General features: G+C 34.8%; 17 protein-coding genes. 14 read left to right on the plus strand and 3 right to left on the minus strand.

The features are described from left to right. Positions 1-100: 100 nt before the first annotated feature. Positions 101-1069 (plus strand): nitronate monooxygenase family protein, encoded by a 969-nt coding sequence (locus AAT17_RS11020; RefSeq protein ID WP_060524355.1) that lies wholly within the window; start codon positions 101-103, stop codon positions 1067-1069. A 49-nt stretch (positions 1070-1118) separates the two neighbouring features. Next, entirely contained in the window at positions 1119-1688 is a 570-nt protein-coding gene (locus tag AAT17_RS11025) for a CopD family protein (RefSeq protein ID WP_042277827.1), read from the plus strand. Between the two features lie 68 nt (positions 1689-1756). On the opposite strand, the gene AAT17_RS11030 is transcribed toward AAT17_RS11025, so the two are convergent. Further along, entirely contained in the window at positions 1757-2029 is a 273-nt protein-coding gene (locus AAT17_RS11030) for a heavy-metal-associated domain-containing protein (RefSeq protein WP_042277829.1), read from the minus strand. A 118-nt stretch (positions 2030-2147) separates the two neighbouring features. Between AAT17_RS11030 and AAT17_RS11035 the strand changes: the two genes are divergently transcribed. After that, positions 2148-2987 carry a universal stress protein gene (locus AAT17_RS11035; protein WP_060524357.1) on the plus strand — a complete coding sequence of 280 codons (840 nt, stop codon included), beginning with the start codon at positions 2148-2150 and terminating at the stop codon, positions 2985-2987. A 2-nt stretch (positions 2988-2989) separates the two neighbouring features. Further along, a complete protein-coding gene (pdxH, locus tag AAT17_RS11040; protein WP_060524358.1) occupies positions 2990-3583 on the plus strand; it encodes a pyridoxamine 5'-phosphate oxidase in 594 nt (197 codons plus the stop codon). Here pdxH and AAT17_RS11045 read toward each other — a convergent pair. Together AAT17_RS11045 and AAT17_RS11050 are read right to left on the minus strand one after the other, a co-directional pair. After that, positions 3580-4281 carry a Crp/Fnr family transcriptional regulator gene (locus tag AAT17_RS11045; RefSeq protein ID WP_060524360.1) on the minus strand — a complete coding sequence of 234 codons (702 nt, stop codon included), beginning with the start codon at positions 4279-4281 and terminating at the stop codon, positions 3580-3582. The two genes, pdxH and AAT17_RS11045, sit on opposite strands and share 4 nt — an antisense overlap. Positions 4282-4390: 109 nt before the next feature. Beyond that, positions 4391-4612 carry a hypothetical protein gene (locus AAT17_RS11050; RefSeq protein ID WP_060524362.1) on the minus strand — a complete coding sequence of 74 codons (222 nt, stop codon included), beginning with the start codon at positions 4610-4612 and terminating at the stop codon, positions 4391-4393. A 149-nt stretch (positions 4613-4761) separates the two neighbouring features. On the opposite strand from AAT17_RS11050, the gene AAT17_RS11055 reads away from it, so the two are divergent. The 10 genes from AAT17_RS11055 to AAT17_RS11100 all read left to right on the plus strand — a co-directional run bounded on the left by AAT17_RS11055 (position 4762) and on the right by AAT17_RS11100 (position 15607). Beyond that, on the plus strand, positions 4762-7224 hold the full coding sequence (locus AAT17_RS11055) for a heavy metal translocating P-type ATPase metal-binding domain-containing protein (protein ID WP_060524364.1): 2463 nt from the start codon (positions 4762-4764) through the stop codon (positions 7222-7224). Between the two features lie 343 nt (positions 7225-7567). After that, positions 7568-7723, plus strand: coding sequence for a cbb3-type cytochrome oxidase assembly protein CcoS (gene ccoS, locus AAT17_RS13215; RefSeq protein ID WP_082586956.1), 156 nt, complete (start codon positions 7568-7570; stop codon positions 7721-7723). A gap of 34 nt (positions 7724-7757) precedes the next feature. Next, the gene (ccoN, locus tag AAT17_RS11065) at positions 7758-9956 is read left to right on the plus strand and encodes a cytochrome-c oxidase, cbb3-type subunit I (protein WP_060524368.1); all 2199 of its coding nucleotides are present in this window, start codon (positions 7758-7760) and stop codon (positions 9954-9956) included. Between the two features lie 6 nt (positions 9957-9962). Next, positions 9963-10157 (plus strand): CcoQ/FixQ family Cbb3-type cytochrome c oxidase assembly chaperone, encoded by a 195-nt coding sequence (locus AAT17_RS11070; protein ID WP_042277839.1) that lies wholly within the window; start codon positions 9963-9965, stop codon positions 10155-10157. Next, positions 10154-11125, plus strand: a complete 972-nt coding sequence (locus AAT17_RS11075; protein WP_060524370.1) for a cbb3-type cytochrome c oxidase N-terminal domain-containing protein — start codon at positions 10154-10156, stop codon at positions 11123-11125. The genes AAT17_RS11070 and AAT17_RS11075 overlap by 4 nt, the downstream gene beginning before the upstream one ends. A 125-nt stretch (positions 11126-11250) precedes the next feature. Next, positions 11251-12669 carry a cytochrome c oxidase accessory protein CcoG gene (ccoG, locus tag AAT17_RS11080; protein ID WP_060524371.1) on the plus strand — a complete coding sequence of 473 codons (1419 nt, stop codon included), beginning with the start codon at positions 11251-11253 and terminating at the stop codon, positions 12667-12669. A gap of 144 nt (positions 12670-12813) precedes the next feature. Next, the gene (locus tag AAT17_RS11085) at positions 12814-13260 is read left to right on the plus strand and encodes a FixH family protein (protein WP_060524373.1); all 447 of its coding nucleotides are present in this window, start codon (positions 12814-12816) and stop codon (positions 13258-13260) included. Then, a complete protein-coding gene (locus tag AAT17_RS11090; protein WP_060524375.1) occupies positions 13260-13967 on the plus strand; it encodes a sulfite exporter TauE/SafE family protein in 708 nt (235 codons plus the stop codon). Before AAT17_RS11085 ends, AAT17_RS11090 begins: the two co-directional genes overlap by 1 nt. Before the next feature lie 240 nt (positions 13968-14207). Continuing rightward, a complete protein-coding gene (locus AAT17_RS11095; RefSeq protein ID WP_060524377.1) occupies positions 14208-14906 on the plus strand; it encodes a hypothetical protein in 699 nt (232 codons plus the stop codon). Between the two features lie 107 nt (positions 14907-15013). Then, complete coding sequence (locus AAT17_RS11100) at positions 15014-15607, plus strand: hypothetical protein (protein WP_157539268.1); 594 nt, start codon at positions 15014-15016, stop codon at positions 15605-15607. Positions 15608-15636: the final 29 nt, after the last annotated feature.

Raw genomic sequence — 15636 nt, forward strand, 5'->3', positions numbered from 1 at the left:
TAAAACCTTAAACACAGTTTATTATTGTAGCACAAAGTTGATACAGGTTCTTTTCTTTATGCATGCATAATACTTATCTTTACCCAAAACAAATCTATTCATGAAAGCACAATCCTTAATTGATCAATTAGAATTGCCAGTGGTGGCAGCGCCGATGTTTTTAATTTCTGGTCCACAACTGGTTATAGAATGTTGTAAAAATGGAATAGTAGGTACTTTTCCTGCTCTTAACCAGCGTAGTAGTGAAGGTTTTGAAGAATGGTTGATTGAGATTAAATCTAGCCTGAAGCAGTGGGAAGAAGAAACCGGTAAAAAGGCAGCGCCGTTTGGGGTAAATCTTATAGTTCACGGTAGCAATCCTAGATTAGAGGCCGATTTAAGATTGTGTGTTAAACATCAAGTACCATTAATTATTACATCTCTAGGTGCAGTGAGTGAGGTTGTAAATGCTGTGCACAGTTATGGTGGATTAGTATTTCATGATGTTATCAAAAAACGTCATGCGCAAAAAGCCGCTCAAGCTGGTGTTGATGGTTTAATCCTAGTATGTGCTGGTGCTGGTGGTCATGCGGGAACTCTTAACCCTATGCCGTTTGTAAGAGAAGTAAAGGAGTTCTACGACGGAGCTATTTTATTATCTGGAGCTATGAGTTCAGGACAAGATGTAGCAAGTGCCATGCAAATGGGAGCCGATCTTGCTTATATGGGAACAAGATTCATTAATACCCATGAGTCTAAAGCTACTGATGAGTATAGGGAGATGATTATTCAATCTGGCGCTAGTGATATCGTTTACACGGCTGCTATATCAGGTGTACATGCTAATTTTTTAGGGGCTAGTTTACAAGCTGCAGGTATTACTGAAGAACAACTTAAGGCAACTGCCAAAATTGATTTTGGAAAAGAAATGGATACTGAGGCCAAGGCCTGGAAAACTATTTGGAGTGCAGGACAAGGATCTGCAACTATTAAGGATTCTATACCAGCTGGTGAACTTATAGATAGAATGAAATCTGAATTTAAAACGGCTATTGAAAAGCAAATAGAAACGCTCAAAAAGTACTCATAGAGCTATTTGAAATGATCGGTAACTGTTTTCATATTACCTTTGTACTACTATGGAATTAGAGCCTGTTTTACCAGATTATTTTGAAAATTTCTATGGATATATTAAGTCGTTGCACTTGATTTTTGTTGTAACCTGGTTTGCGGCTTTATTTTATATTCCTAGACTATTTGTTTATCAAATTGAAGCTCATGATAAACCAGAGCCCAATAAAACGATCCTTTTAGATCAATTAAAAATCATGTCCAGAAGACTTTGGTTTATAATAGGGTGGCCTAGTGCTATTCTTGCTACAACTTTTGCAATTTTGCTATTGTTGATAAGACCTTACTATCTGGAACAAGGGTGGATGCATGTTAAACTAGCCTTTGTACTTGCATTGATTATTTATCATATTAAGACAAATAGTATACTTAAAGAGTTAGATAAGAATGTGGTTAAGTGGACTTCAAACGGTATGAGGTTATATAATGAAGGTGCTACTCTTGTTTTATTTGCAGTAGTATTTCTAGTTATTTTAAAAAGTGCACTCAATTGGATTTATGGAGTAATAGGATTATTTGCACTAGCAGTGATTCTTATGATTCTTTTTAAAATCTACAAACGATATAGAAAAGCGTAATAAAAAGCCGGTTGCTAGATCACGTTTACAACCGACTTTTAAACCCTAAAAATTAACCTGTAATTATCTTACTCTTTGGATAACCTGCCCACGGCACATTGAATGTAGGATTTTGTTTTCTCAACAATGGTATTAGATTCACCACTTATTGGATAACCCATATCAGCTAGATCACTGCGTAATCCTTCCAATGCATTATGACTGGTGTATTCAAATGAAAGCTTACTAGATGAGATATCTAATTGAATGTTTTTAATTCCATCCAATTTTGATATACGTTTAAGTATAGCATTTTTACAACCGCTACATTTCAGGTTTTGTAACAATAAACTTGTTTCCATAAAGGATAATTTACTGTGTAAAATTAATTCTAGAATATTGGGAAAAAGATGATAATTGTCACCTTGATAAAATTATATCAAGAATAATTTTGTTCTATAATTTTAAAACAGGTAGAGCATGAAATCCATTTTAATTCCAGTAGATTTTTCAAAAGAATCAGAAAAAGCATTACAAGTAGCAGCACGAGTTGCACATAAAATAAATGCAAAATTACTGTTATGTCACATGGCTGGTATTGAAGAACTAGTCATCAATCAAAACCAAGCACAAGCTGTTCAACAAAACATTTTTCAATTAAAACTAGCCGAGAAACAATTTAGTGAATTTACTGATAAGGAGTATTTAAAAGGATTAGTTGTAGAACCAGTTTTACAAAAAGAATTGAACTTTGAAAGTATAGGTGAGTTTGCAAGCGATGTAGATGCCAGCTTAATAGTAATGGGTACGCATGGCGCAAGTGGCTTCAAAGAGGTGATATCTGGTAGTAATACCGAAAAAGTGGTACGCAGCTCTCAGGTCCCAGTTCTAGTGGTCAAGGAAAACGACCTTAATTTTAATCCAGAAAAAATAGTACTGGCTAGTAACTTTGATGAAGAAGTGATTCCTGCCTATAAAAAAGTTCTAGAAATAGCTGAAATGTTTGAATCAAGAGTGGAATTAATATACGTCAATTTGCCTGGTTCAAACTTTAAGAGTACTAATGAAATGGATGAAATTTTACTCCATTTCTTTACAAAGCTTAATCATCCTGAACCATTGAGTGCTATCAAAAAAGTGAATAGAATAGCCGATTACAGTATTGAAGAAGGCATCATGTCTTACGCACAGCTTTCACAAGTAGATGTTATCGCTATACCTACACATGGAAGAACCGGTGTTTCTCGATTACTTAAAGGCAGTGTAAGTGAAGATATAGCAAACCATTCAATTTTACCTGTACTAACATTGAAATTGTAAAAGTGGACGATTGTAACCCTTTACAATTATTTCATGAATGGCTAATTACCGCTCGGGATCATCCACATGTTCCCGAGTGTAATGCCATGAGATTAACAACTATAAGTAACGACCTTGAAATCAGTAATCGAGTAGTGCTTCTAAAAGAATACGATTGGAAAGGTCTTACTTTTTTTACTAATTATAACAGTAATAAGGCTGTGGATTTAATATGTAATCCAAATTGCAGCTTGGAGTTCAATTGGCCTAATATCTCTAGGAGGATTATTGTAAAAGGTCTAGCTTCTCAAACAGAAAGTGAAATTTCTGACAACTATTTTTTTAGAAGACCTAGAGAAAGTCAATTAGGTGCATTGGCTAGTAACCAAAGTGCTATCATCTCCTCAAGAAAATGTTTACTTGATAATCTTAATAAGGTTACTCAAATGAATGTAAATAAAGATATTAAGCGTCCAAACCATTGGGGCGGATTTACTATCCGACCAAAGGAATTTATATTCATCACTTCCTTAAAGAGTAGGATTCAAAAAAGCGAAATTTACAAGGTTGACCCTAATCACGTTTGGTCAAAAATAGATGAGTGGTGTTACACTTAAAATCCTTTACTCAATTTTAAGAGAGCGTTTTTATCGGTAATTTTAATTCGCTTACCATCGGTAATAATCCAGTCTTCCTTTTTAAAACTAGTCAAGGTACGTATACAAGCTTCTTTGGCAGTACCAACTACGTTAGCAATATCTTCTCTGGTAAGAGTCATAGAAATATAGCCTTCTTGATCAATTCCAAAATTTTTCTCTAAGTACATCAATGTTTCTGCAATGCGCTGCTTCACCGATTTTTGCGCCATATTTACGATTACATCATCAGCAAACTTCAAATCATCGGCCATTTGAATGAGAACAGCTTTTGTAAACTTTGGGTTGCGATTTATATTATTGATTAAATGTGTTTTTGGGATGTAGCACATTTCCATGTCATTTAATGCAACAGCACTTAAATTGGCCGATTCCTCGGTAATAACCGATCGCTGTCCTAATACTTCACCCTTAGTAGCAATTTTTACAATTTGGTCTTTACCGTTCTCACTAGTCTTGGACAATTTAGAAACACCATTTCTTACACAGAAAACGCCGTGTAGTCGCTCACCTTCAGCAAATATGACTTCACCTTTTTTAATAGATTTGGTTACTTTGCTGTCACTTATTTCTTTGAGCTGTTCCTTTGATAAAGCTTTGAGAGAGTTAAGCTGTCTAATTACACAATTCTCACAACGACTTTCTTTATGATGATTCATATGATACCTGATCAAACAATGTGTAAAATTAATAAAACATCTCTTAATGTTCAATTAAATAAAACACAGGCGTACTATACTTGAACAACAAAACAGTAAATAATAGTTTTTATTTACCCAAGTCTGGGCGATCTTCATAGAAATCCTCAAAAGTTTTATCAGTCTCATAATCATCGGTCAAAATTTTATATACCATAGTAAGTAATAATAGTTGACCAATTAAGGTACCTGTAAAAATCCATTTAAACATAGTACCTAGTTGACTAGAAATGGTGAGTATTACTAATACTGCCGTCACCAAATAAACCCAAAATAGTGCATTAATTTTCATAGAATTTTTATTTTAAAATACTGAAATACAGTTTTTTAATTACTAATCATTTCATAATTTATTGTTCTAGGGTGACAAAAGTCACCGTTTTATTGCTTGTCTTGTGCCCACCTTTGTCACAGGTATGAGCAATTTTAAGAACTAGATAAATGGAAAAATGTTTCCACTGTGGTGATCCGTGTATTACGGGTGCTATTGAACATGATCACAAGGTATTTTGTTGTCATGGTTGTAAGACGGTTTATGATATTTTGAATGAAAACAATTTATCCTATTACTACGATCTTGAACAACATCCAGGAGTGAGTCCGAGAGATTTTGAAGGAAAATTTGATTTTTTAGAAAATCAGGATATTGTTAATTCCATTTTAGAGTTTAATGAACAAGATACACAAATTGTACAGCTCCTTATCCCTTCTATGCATTGCAGTAGTTGCATTTGGGTACTGGAACATTTGCATAAAATCAACCCAGCTGTTACACAATCTCAGGTTAATTTTCCTGAAAAAACAGTAAGAATAGTTTATCAACGAGAGAAACTTAATTTAAAATCTTTGGTTATACTATTATCTAATCTAGGATATGAACCTTACATTTCTCTTGAAGATTCAAAAAAGTCAAAAAAAGTAAAAGACCGCAGTCTGATTTATAAATTAGGTGTAGCTGGATTTGCATTTGGCAATATAATGTTCTTGTCCTTTCCAGAGTATTTTGAAGTAAATGAATACTGGCTAGATCAATTTAAACATGTATTTAGATGGTTAATGCTTGCTTTTTCAATACCTGTAGTGTTTTATAGTGGTGTAGACTACTTCATTTCGGCCTTTAAAGGTGTAAAATCAAGGATTTTAAATATAGACGTGCCTATCGCGATAGGGATAAGTGTACTTTTCTTAAGGTCACTTATAGAAATTATAATGGATTGGGGTACGGGCTTTCTGGATAGTCTTGCAGGACTCGTCTTTTTTCTTTTGTTGGGTAAATTTTTTCAACAAAAAACCTATGCCTATCTTTCGTTTGAACGTGATTACAAAAGCTATTTCCCTATTGGTGTTACAAAGATTGTAAAACCTCGGGAAAGTGAAGAATTACGCTTTCGCGAAAGCGAGATCAACAACACAATAAATCAACCTAACAAGAGTAACCTTGATTGCGAGGTGCAAACGCCAGTTTATGAATTACAACCTGGTGATAGAATTCTGATTAGGAATGGGGAACTTATCCCTGTGGATGCTATTCTGATAAAGGGAAAGGCTCTTATAGATTATAGTTTTGTAACTGGCGAGGCACAGCCAGTGCCTAAACAATCAGGAGATAAAATTTATGCAGGTGGTAGGCAGGAATCTGGCTTGCTTGAGCTAGAGGTGATTAAAGGAGTCGAGCAATCTTATTTGACTCAATTATGGTCCAACGAAATTTTTAAAGAAGAGGATAGTACACGATTACAATCTATTACCGACCGAATAAGTAAAAGATTTACAATTGGTATTTTAAGTGTAGCGATCATTGCTGCTTTATTCTGGTTGTTTTACGACAGTAGTTTGGCGCTTAATGTTTTTACAGCGGTGCTTATAGTAGCTTGTCCTTGTGCCATTGCACTTGCTGCTCCTTTTACATTGGGCAATGTATTAAGATTTTATGGTAAGGTAAAGCTATATCTTAAAAACAGTCATGTTATAGAAAAGATGTCTGAGTTAGATACCATAATCTTTGACAAAACGGGTACTTTAACCAGCGCTTCTAAAAATACAGTTCATTATGAGGGAATTGCTCTGGATGATATGGAAAAACAATTATTGTCCAGTACTCTTAAGGCATCAAACCATCCCTTGAGTAGATCCTTATATAAAATTTTACAGGAGAATAACATTAAAACGTTAGACACTTTTCAAGAACATGTAGGACAAGGAATTACTGGTTCTATTGCATCTCAAACTATTAAAATAGGATCGGCGCGATATGTTGGTATCGATTCTTCAAATTCAATTGATGTAAGTGCCAGTAAAGAGACGGCAGTTCATATAGCAACAGATTATTCTTATAAAGGATGCTACATTTTTCAAACAGAATATCGCCCTGGAATGGCTCAAACTTTAAAAGAACTTGAGAAATCATATCAAATTGTGGTCTTATCTGGTGATAATGAAGGTGAATTACAGGCTTTGAAAAAAATGCTTCCAGAAAGTACTCGCTTTTTATTTAATCAAAGGCCTGATGATAAAATGCGATTTGTAAAAGAATTACAAAATAATGATAGCAAAGTAATGATGATAGGAGATGGTTTAAATGATGCAGGAGCTCTTAAACAAAGTGATGTAGGTATCGCCATATCTGAAAATGTAAATGTTTTTTCTCCTGCATGTGATGGTATCATCGATGCTTCACAATTTCATTTTTTACCTCAGTATTTACAACTAGCTAAGAAGGCAAGATCTATTATTTCATACGCTTTTATCTTTTCATTACTCTATAATCTTATAGGCTTAGGTTTTGCTGTAACTGGTCATTTGAAACCAGTTATTGCTGCTATTTTAATGCCTTTGAGTTCCATAAGCATTGTGGTATTTACCACCTTGTTTTCTTATTCCGCTTCAAATAAAATCAAACCATAATTAAATTATGAATAACCAATTATCGATACTCGAATCTAAGATACAGGCACTTAGAACACAGTGTTATGTTTCTCGGGAGAAGTCAGACCTTGTTCCTGAATTGGATCAACTGTCTTCCCAATATTTTTTGCTGCAACAAGAATTACTTCAAATAAAAAACTCATTGCTACTCCAGGAAGATGTCGCAATGTTAAACCATTGGACCAAACTGCGCTATGAAACTCAACTTATAGCCATGTATGCATTTGTTTAAAACAACAAAAAAAGATAGGTATTAAGTGACAAAAGTCACCATTTCAAGGTGGCATCTAGATCTAATTTTACCGTATAAAATAAGTCAGGTATGAACATCATTTATTTATTACTAGCCATAAGCGTGGTTGTTGCTATAGGATTTTTTATAGCCTTTGTGATCTCTGTACGCAGTGGTCAATATGACGACACGTACACACCATCAGTTCGCATGTTGTTTGATGATGAAGATGTGCTTCAAGACTAAAATGTAATTTTTAAAACCACTAATTAATTCAAGTATGGAACTGCAACAATTTTACTACGATAACAAGATTGTACGCAAATTTATAGTCGCAACTCTAGTTTGGGGTGTCGTAGGTATGAGTGTAGGGTTATTACTCGCATTCATGTTCATTTTTCCTAATGTAACCGACGGTATTTCATGGCTAAGCTTTGGTCGTTTAAGGCCTCTTCACACCAATGCAGTGATATTTGCATTTGTAGGTAATGCAATTTATGCAGGTGTTTATTACTCTACCCAACGACTGCTAAAGGCTCGTATGTGGAGTGATTTTTTAAGTAATTTCAATTTTTGGGGATGGCAACTTATTATTGTTGCAGCGGCTATAACCCTACCATTAGGTTATACAAGTTCCAAGGAATATGCCGAGCTGGAATGGCCTATAGATATTGCAATTGCAATTGTGTGGGTAGCTTTTGGAGCAAATCTTATAGGAACTATACTTAAAAGAAGGCAACGACATTTGTATGTAGCTATTTGGTTTTATCTAGCAACATTTGTTACTGTTGCGGTACTTCATATTGTTAATAGCATGGAGTTGCCTGTAACCTTTTTAAAGAGTTATTCAGCCTATGCAGGTGTTCAGGATGCGCTAGTTCAATGGTGGTATGGTCATAACGCAGTTGCTTTTTTCTTGACTACACCTTTCTTAGGACTTATGTATTATTTTGTTCCTAAAGCAGCCAATAGACCAGTGTATTCATACAGGTTGTCCATAGTCCACTTTTGGTCTTTGATTTTCATCTACATATGGGCTGGTCCTCACCATCTGTTATATTCTGCACTACCAGATTGGGCACAAAATTTAGGAGTAGCTTTTTCAGTAATGTTGATCGCTCCATCATGGGGTGGAATGATAAACGGACTGCTTACGTTACGCGGTGCGTGGGATAAAGTGCGCACTAGTCCAGTACTTAAGTTTATGGTGGTAGCTATCACAGGATATGGTATGGCCACATTTGAAGGACCTATGTTATCGCTTAAAAACGTAAATGCTATTGCCCATTTTACCGATTGGATTGTAGCTCACGTTCACGTAGGAGCTTTGGCCTGGAACGGTTTCCTAACCTTCGGTATGATATATTGGCTAGTGCCTAAACTGTTCAAAACAAAATTGTGGTCTAATAAATTAGCAAATGTTCATTTTTGGATAGGTACATTAGGAATCATGCTTTACGCATTACCCATGTATGTAGCTGGATTTGTGCAGGCTTTTATGTGGAAACAATTTAATCCAGACGGTACCTTAGTTTACGGTAATTTCCTAGAGACTGTAAATGAAATTATGCCTATGTACTGGATGCGTGCTATAGGAGGAAGTTTATATATAGTAGGTGCGTTAGTAGGAGTCTATAATGTGATTATGACAGCTCGTTCTGGTAAAAAAGTAACCGATGAACTTGCAGAAGCTGCGGCTCTACCTGCTGTAACCTCTAGTAGAACTGCCAAAGAAGGATATCACACATGGTTAGAAAGAAGACCAGTCAAATTAACTATATACGCTACAATAGCAATTTTAATTGGTGGTGCAGTCCAAATTATACCTTCCTTACTGGTTGATGATTATGTTCCAACTATCTCAAGTGTAAAACCATATACACCTCTTGAGCTAGAAGGTCGTGATATATACATACGAGAAGGTTGTAATAATTGTCACTCTCAAATGGTACGTCCTTTCCGTAGTGAAGTTGAACGATATGGAGAGTATGCTAAGGCTGGTGAATTTGTATATGATCACCCATTCCTTTGGGGTAGTAAACGTACAGGTCCTGATTTGCTTAGGATAGGAGGAAAATACAACGATAATTGGCACTTTAATCACATGTATGATCCTCAAAGTACATCAGATGGTTCCATAATGCCAGCTTATAAATGGTTAATCACATCAAAACTTGATAAATCAAATACCGAGGCTAAAATGGAAGCCATGATTTCACTAGGTGTTCCCTATACGCAGGATGATGTAGATCGAGCTCAAGAATGGATGGACGAACAAGGTAGTCAAATACAAAGCAACCTATCTGAAGATCCAGATTTCTTAAAAACTTACCAGGCAGATAAAACTAGAAAGCAACAACAAGGTGAGGAGTTTGTAGAAATTAAAGATCGCGAGATAACCGCTCTTATTGCTTATTTACAGCGATTAGGTACCGATATAAAAGTTATAAGTAACGCAGCGCAAACTGCATCAAATTAATAAGTCATGCTCAAGTTTGTAAAACAAAATTTAGAACAGATTGATGGAGTAAGTATTTATCCCATGATCTCCTTACTCATATTCTTCGTCTTTTTTGTAGCACTCTTCTTTTGGGTAGCAACAGCAAAAAAGCAACACATTGAAGAGGTGAGTAACATACCCTTAGATGATTCTTTAACTACAAATATTAATAAACAATGAGAACCTTATCATCCTATATAAGAGTTGGTGTTTTTGCAGTCGTTGCATCAGGCTTGCTCATGTTTGTAGCTTCACCAGACCAACCGTTTTCAGCATTTGAAAAAGTGTGGTTTTGGCCGCTGGTTGCACTTTTGATAATACTTATGATCGCCGGTGAGGCCAGTATTTCAACTTTAAAAGCGGTCCTATACAACACCCTTGATAAAGAAGCAAAAGAGCGCTATGACCTTGCCGAAAAAACACGTAAGGAAAATCAATTTGCTAGAATAAAAAGAGTGTATAAAAAATCTCTAGATAGCAAACCTATTGAAAGCGAGCACGAGATTGTACTCGATCATAATTACGACGGTATACAAGAATTAGATAACAACTTACCGCCATGGTGGCTTTACATGTTTTATGCAACTATCATTTTTGGTATAGTTTACCTGGCGCGATTCCATGTATTTAATGAGTATAACCAAGCATCAGAATTTGAAACTGAAATGGAAATTGCTCGAGCACAAGTAGAAGAATGGAAAAAAACGGCTAAAGATCTAGTAGATGTAAACACAGTTACATTATTGACCGACGCAAGTGATTTAAATGCTGGTAAGGAAATTTTTAATCAAAACTGTGCTGCATGTCATAAGGTTGATGGTGGTGGTGGAATAGGCCCCAATTTAACAGATTCCTATTGGATACTTGGCGGTGGCATAAAAAATATTTTCAATACCATTTCAGAAGGTGGTCGTAGTGGCAAAGGAATGGTACCATGGAAGACTGAACTTAAGCCAGCACAAATTGCTCAAGTAGCCAGTTATGTCATGCAGTTTGAGGGAACCACACCAGCCGAACCTAAAGAACCTCAAGGAGAAATATGGAACAATCCTGATGCTCCTGATAAAATGATAATTGAAAATCCAGCCAAAACGACAGTAACCGATAGTTTACAAAATAGTGTAGTAACTAATTCAAAATTTAATTAGGAAGTTTCCCAAAGTCCTTGGGACTTTGGGTCGGGCTTTCGACTATATCTCTTGCTACCACAAGAGGATGACGTCTCAATCCCTAACTCAAAAGTATCCTAGTTATTACGAATAAAATAAATAGTATGAAATCGCCAGAAGCTGAAGTTTATAGAGACAGTATAAGCACCGTTACCCAAGATGGGAAACGCGCATGGATATTTCCTAAAAAACCTTCTGGTAGGTATTACAATTGGCGTAAGGTTGTAAGCTATTTTCTGCTTACGGTATTATTTATTTCTCCTTTTATCAAGATAAATGGTAATCAGTTTATCATGATAAATGTTCTTGAACGAAGGTTTAATATTTTTGGTCAACCATTCTGGCCTCAAGATTTTCACCTTGTAGTCATAAGTATGCTTATAGGTGTTCTATTTGTGGTGTTTTTCACTGTAGCCTATGGTCGTATTTTTTGCGGTTGGATATGTCCACAAACCATTTTTATGGAAATGGTATTTAGAAGGATTGAATATTGGATTGAAGGTGATCGTGGTAAGCAAATTAGACTGAAAAAAGCTCCATGGAATGCCGAAAAAATTAAGAAAAGAGTCATTAAATGGGTTGTCTTTTTTATTATTTCGTTCTTAATAGCTAATGTTTTTTTAGCTTATTTGATAGGTAGTGATCAATTACTTAAGTATGTGATTGATGGACCCAAGTACCACCTAAGCACATTTATTTCGTTATTAATTTTTACAGCAGTTTTTTACTTTGTCTTTGCTTGGTTTAGAGAGCAAGTATGTGTTATTGCGTGTCCTTACGGTAGATTACAAGGAGTTTTATTGGATAATAAATCTATAGTGGTAGCTTATGACTATAAGCGAGGTGAAAAAGAAAAAGGGCGTGCAAAGTTTAAAAAATCAGAAAATCGTGAAGCCAGTGGTAAAGGAGATTGTATTGATTGTGCACAGTGTGTTCATGTTTGTCCGACTGGTATCGATATAAGAAATGGTACACAGCTGGAATGTGTCAATTGTACCGCATGTATTGATGCCTGTGATAGCATGATGGAAAATGTGGGATTACCTAAAGGTCTCATACGCTATGCAAGTGAGGAAAATATAGAGAAAAAAACAAAATTTGAATTTACTCCTAGGCTTAAAGGTTATAGTGTGGTGTTAGGTGTATTAATTGCGGTGCTAGTAGGTATGTTGTTTTTACGTAATGATATTGAGGCTAGAATCCTACGTCTACCTGGTCAATTGTATGAGCATAAAGAAGGCAGTAATATAAGTAATGTTTTTACCTACAAATTAGTGAATAAAACCACTCAAAATATTGAGGATGTTAGCTTTAAGTTATTATCGCATGACGGTTTTATAAAAGTGGTAAATGATGAGGTTAATGTACCAGCGCAAGAGCTCGCAGAAGGGACATTGTTTATTGAAATTGACTCAAACTTACTTAAAGAAGAAAAAGATAAAGTTGAAATAGGTATTTACAGTGGTTCACATTTAATTGAAACTACAACAACTACCTTTTTGGGACCTAGAAGTTTTAATTAAAACGCATGAGGGATAGTAGTGAAAATCCCGCAGCTATAGTTATACAATAACTAATAGCGAGGAATTGTAACATATAGCCCGACAGCTACCTAAAGTAGGGTAGCTGGCATGCACAAATAATATAAGAGTTAAAAACTATAAAATATGAAATGGAATTGGGGAACCGGTATTGTTCTAGGAATGATAGGATTTATTGCTTTTATCATGTTTATGGTAATAACCATGCTTACTGATAGTGATTATGATCACGATCTTGTAACTGAAAATTACTATGCAAAGGAGATGGCATATCAAGATGAAATTGATCAGGAAAAGCGTCTTGAAAGTTTATCTAAAAAAATTAATGGAAAGCGAACTAAGGAAGGTTGGTTAATAGAGTTTCCTGAAGAAATAAACGAGATTAATAGTTCTGGCACAGTGTTCCTATATAGACCGTCCAACCAAAAACTAGATACTCAATTTGATTTGAAATTATCTGGTTCTCACTTGCTCATACCTGATAACAAGCTGGTGGACGGTCGTTGGAACATTACTATTGAATGGACTACTAAAGGTAATGATTATCTGTATAAAGAATCTATTTTGTATTAATGATATATACTGCTTTCATACTGGGTCTATTAGGGAGTTTTCACTGTGTAGGTATGTGTGGTCCAATAGCTTTTTTACTACCATTGGATAGAAAAAGCCGTACTGTAAGGTGGGGACAATTAGTCAGTTATCACAGTGGTAGATTGTTCACATATGCTACGATAGGAATGATGCTTGGGTATATAGGACGTGGTGCTCATTTATTCGGATTTCAGCAATACATTTCTATTGGTGTAGGAATAATAATGATCGCTACTGTGGTATTACCTTCTAAATTTTTAAAGAGATTTTCTATAACAAAACCAGTTTATTTACTTATTGGTAAGGTGAAATCTAGTTTATCCCAACAGCTTAAAAAAAGAGGTTATGAAAACTTTTTTATGATGGGTTTTCTTAATGGGTTTTTACCATGTGGCTTAGTTTACATGGCCGTATTTGCTTCTGTTGCTATGAACAGTGTGAGCGCAAGTGGAATCTATATGTTGATGTTTGGTCTAGGAACAATTCCTATGATGACTACTGCTATTTATCTAGGAAATTTTTTAACTGGACAGGTTAAAAAACGGGTAATTAAAATGATCCCTGTGGTTGTTGTTGTGATTGGAGCTTTGTTTGTATTAAGAGGTCTAGGGTTAGATATACCCTATGTTTCACCATCAGAAAATGTAACTGTAGAGCAGGTAAGCTCTCAATATAAATGTCATTAATTTTATTATATTTTACTATGAATATGTATATGCTACCACTTGTGAATTGGACTTATGGAGCTGTAATTATTGGAGTCTTTGTGCTGGTTTGTATAGCTATGGTTGCCATAGTTATGAATTTAGCTAAAGGTGATAAAATGAAATAATATCTTCAAGAAGGTTTTATTATAGCTTAAATAAAAAACTTAGTTGTCTCACAATTAGGTTTTTTTTATTTTTAGAGATCATTAAAAGATTTTTATGAGGCTAAAATTACTTTTCTTTTTCATCATACTAAGTATTACTGCTCACGGTCAAATTCAATTGAATCCAAACCCAGCTGATATAAATAGTGGTACAATAACTATAACTTATGGAGCTCAAGGCGATTATTCTTTATTTGACCCTATGGGAGATCCTAACTTGCTTCTCTATACTGGATTAGAAACTGATGGCGTTCCTAGTACTTGGGATTATCATGATGACTTCAGTGACACGTCTACCTTTGTCGTATTTAATTATGACGCTACTGCAGGCGCTTATGTGGCACAAATTGATATTGCAAACCGCATTTATCAAGAGGAGCCTAATTTAAATTTGACAACAATTCCAACTGGAACACAAGTAAATGATTGGTATTTTTTAATTATAACTACCGATTTATCTAGACAAAGTCCTGATTTGAAAGGGTCAGACTATGGATGGCAACCAAGTACTCTTAGTGAACAGAGTCCAAATATGGCTCAATTTGATGTTAGGGTAGTGGAGGATACCTTTTATTTTTCTAGACCAGATACTTACCGATTATCGACTTATGACCTTACTGGTAAATTGATTGCAGATGAAAAGGTTCTAGTAGGTAGTACTTATGAGATAAAAACCGATCTAGTTTCAGGGATTTATGTTACACGTATTGAGGATTCTAACGGCTTTATAAGAACGCTGAAGCATGTAAGATAGTGATAGCTCGTTTTTTACAGCAGATAGATAGCGTATTTGATCAACGATACTTCTTAAAAAGAAGGCGTCAAAATATCTGGTTAAGGGTTTTACATTATACAGCATACTTGATTTTATTAATTCAAATCTTGTACAACAAACACTACGAGGTTTATGGACCTTATTACTTACTGATTTCTGCAATATTTATTCTGGTTTTTCAAACCATAGTCAAACCAAATAAAGTAAATACAGATAAAGCTGGCTTTAAAGAACCCGAAAAAAAAGTAAACCATTTCTCAAAATTTGGATGGTTACTATTCTTGCTTTGTGTCTCTCTTTATATTGTTTTATTTAAGGATATAATTGAATTTGGAGTCGATGATTGGCTTGAAAATAATATTTTTTATCTTATTGTAATCTTAATCGTTTTAGTTATCGCTAGTTATAAAATTCAAATTGAGGAGCAAGCTATAGTTGCGATAAATGAGAATCAACTTATTTTTAGGAAAAATGATATTGAGTACTTTGATACTATTATTAATTTCAAAGAAATAAGATTGTCTGAGAAATTTGTAGCTGTTACTTCCATAGAAAATAGAGTAGATTATTTATATTTTTTTGATTTTGAAAAGGAGTCATTATTGAAGCTTAAAATGTTCTTTAAACAACATATTCCTAATATTGTTGTAAAAATTGTAGAAGAAAAAAACGCGCCCTAATAAGGCGCGTTTTTCATACTGATTTTAAC

This window comes from Nonlabens sp. MIC269, assembly GCF_001430865.1.
GTDB classification, from domain to species: domain Bacteria; phylum Bacteroidota; class Bacteroidia; order Flavobacteriales; family Flavobacteriaceae; genus Nonlabens; species Nonlabens tegetincola.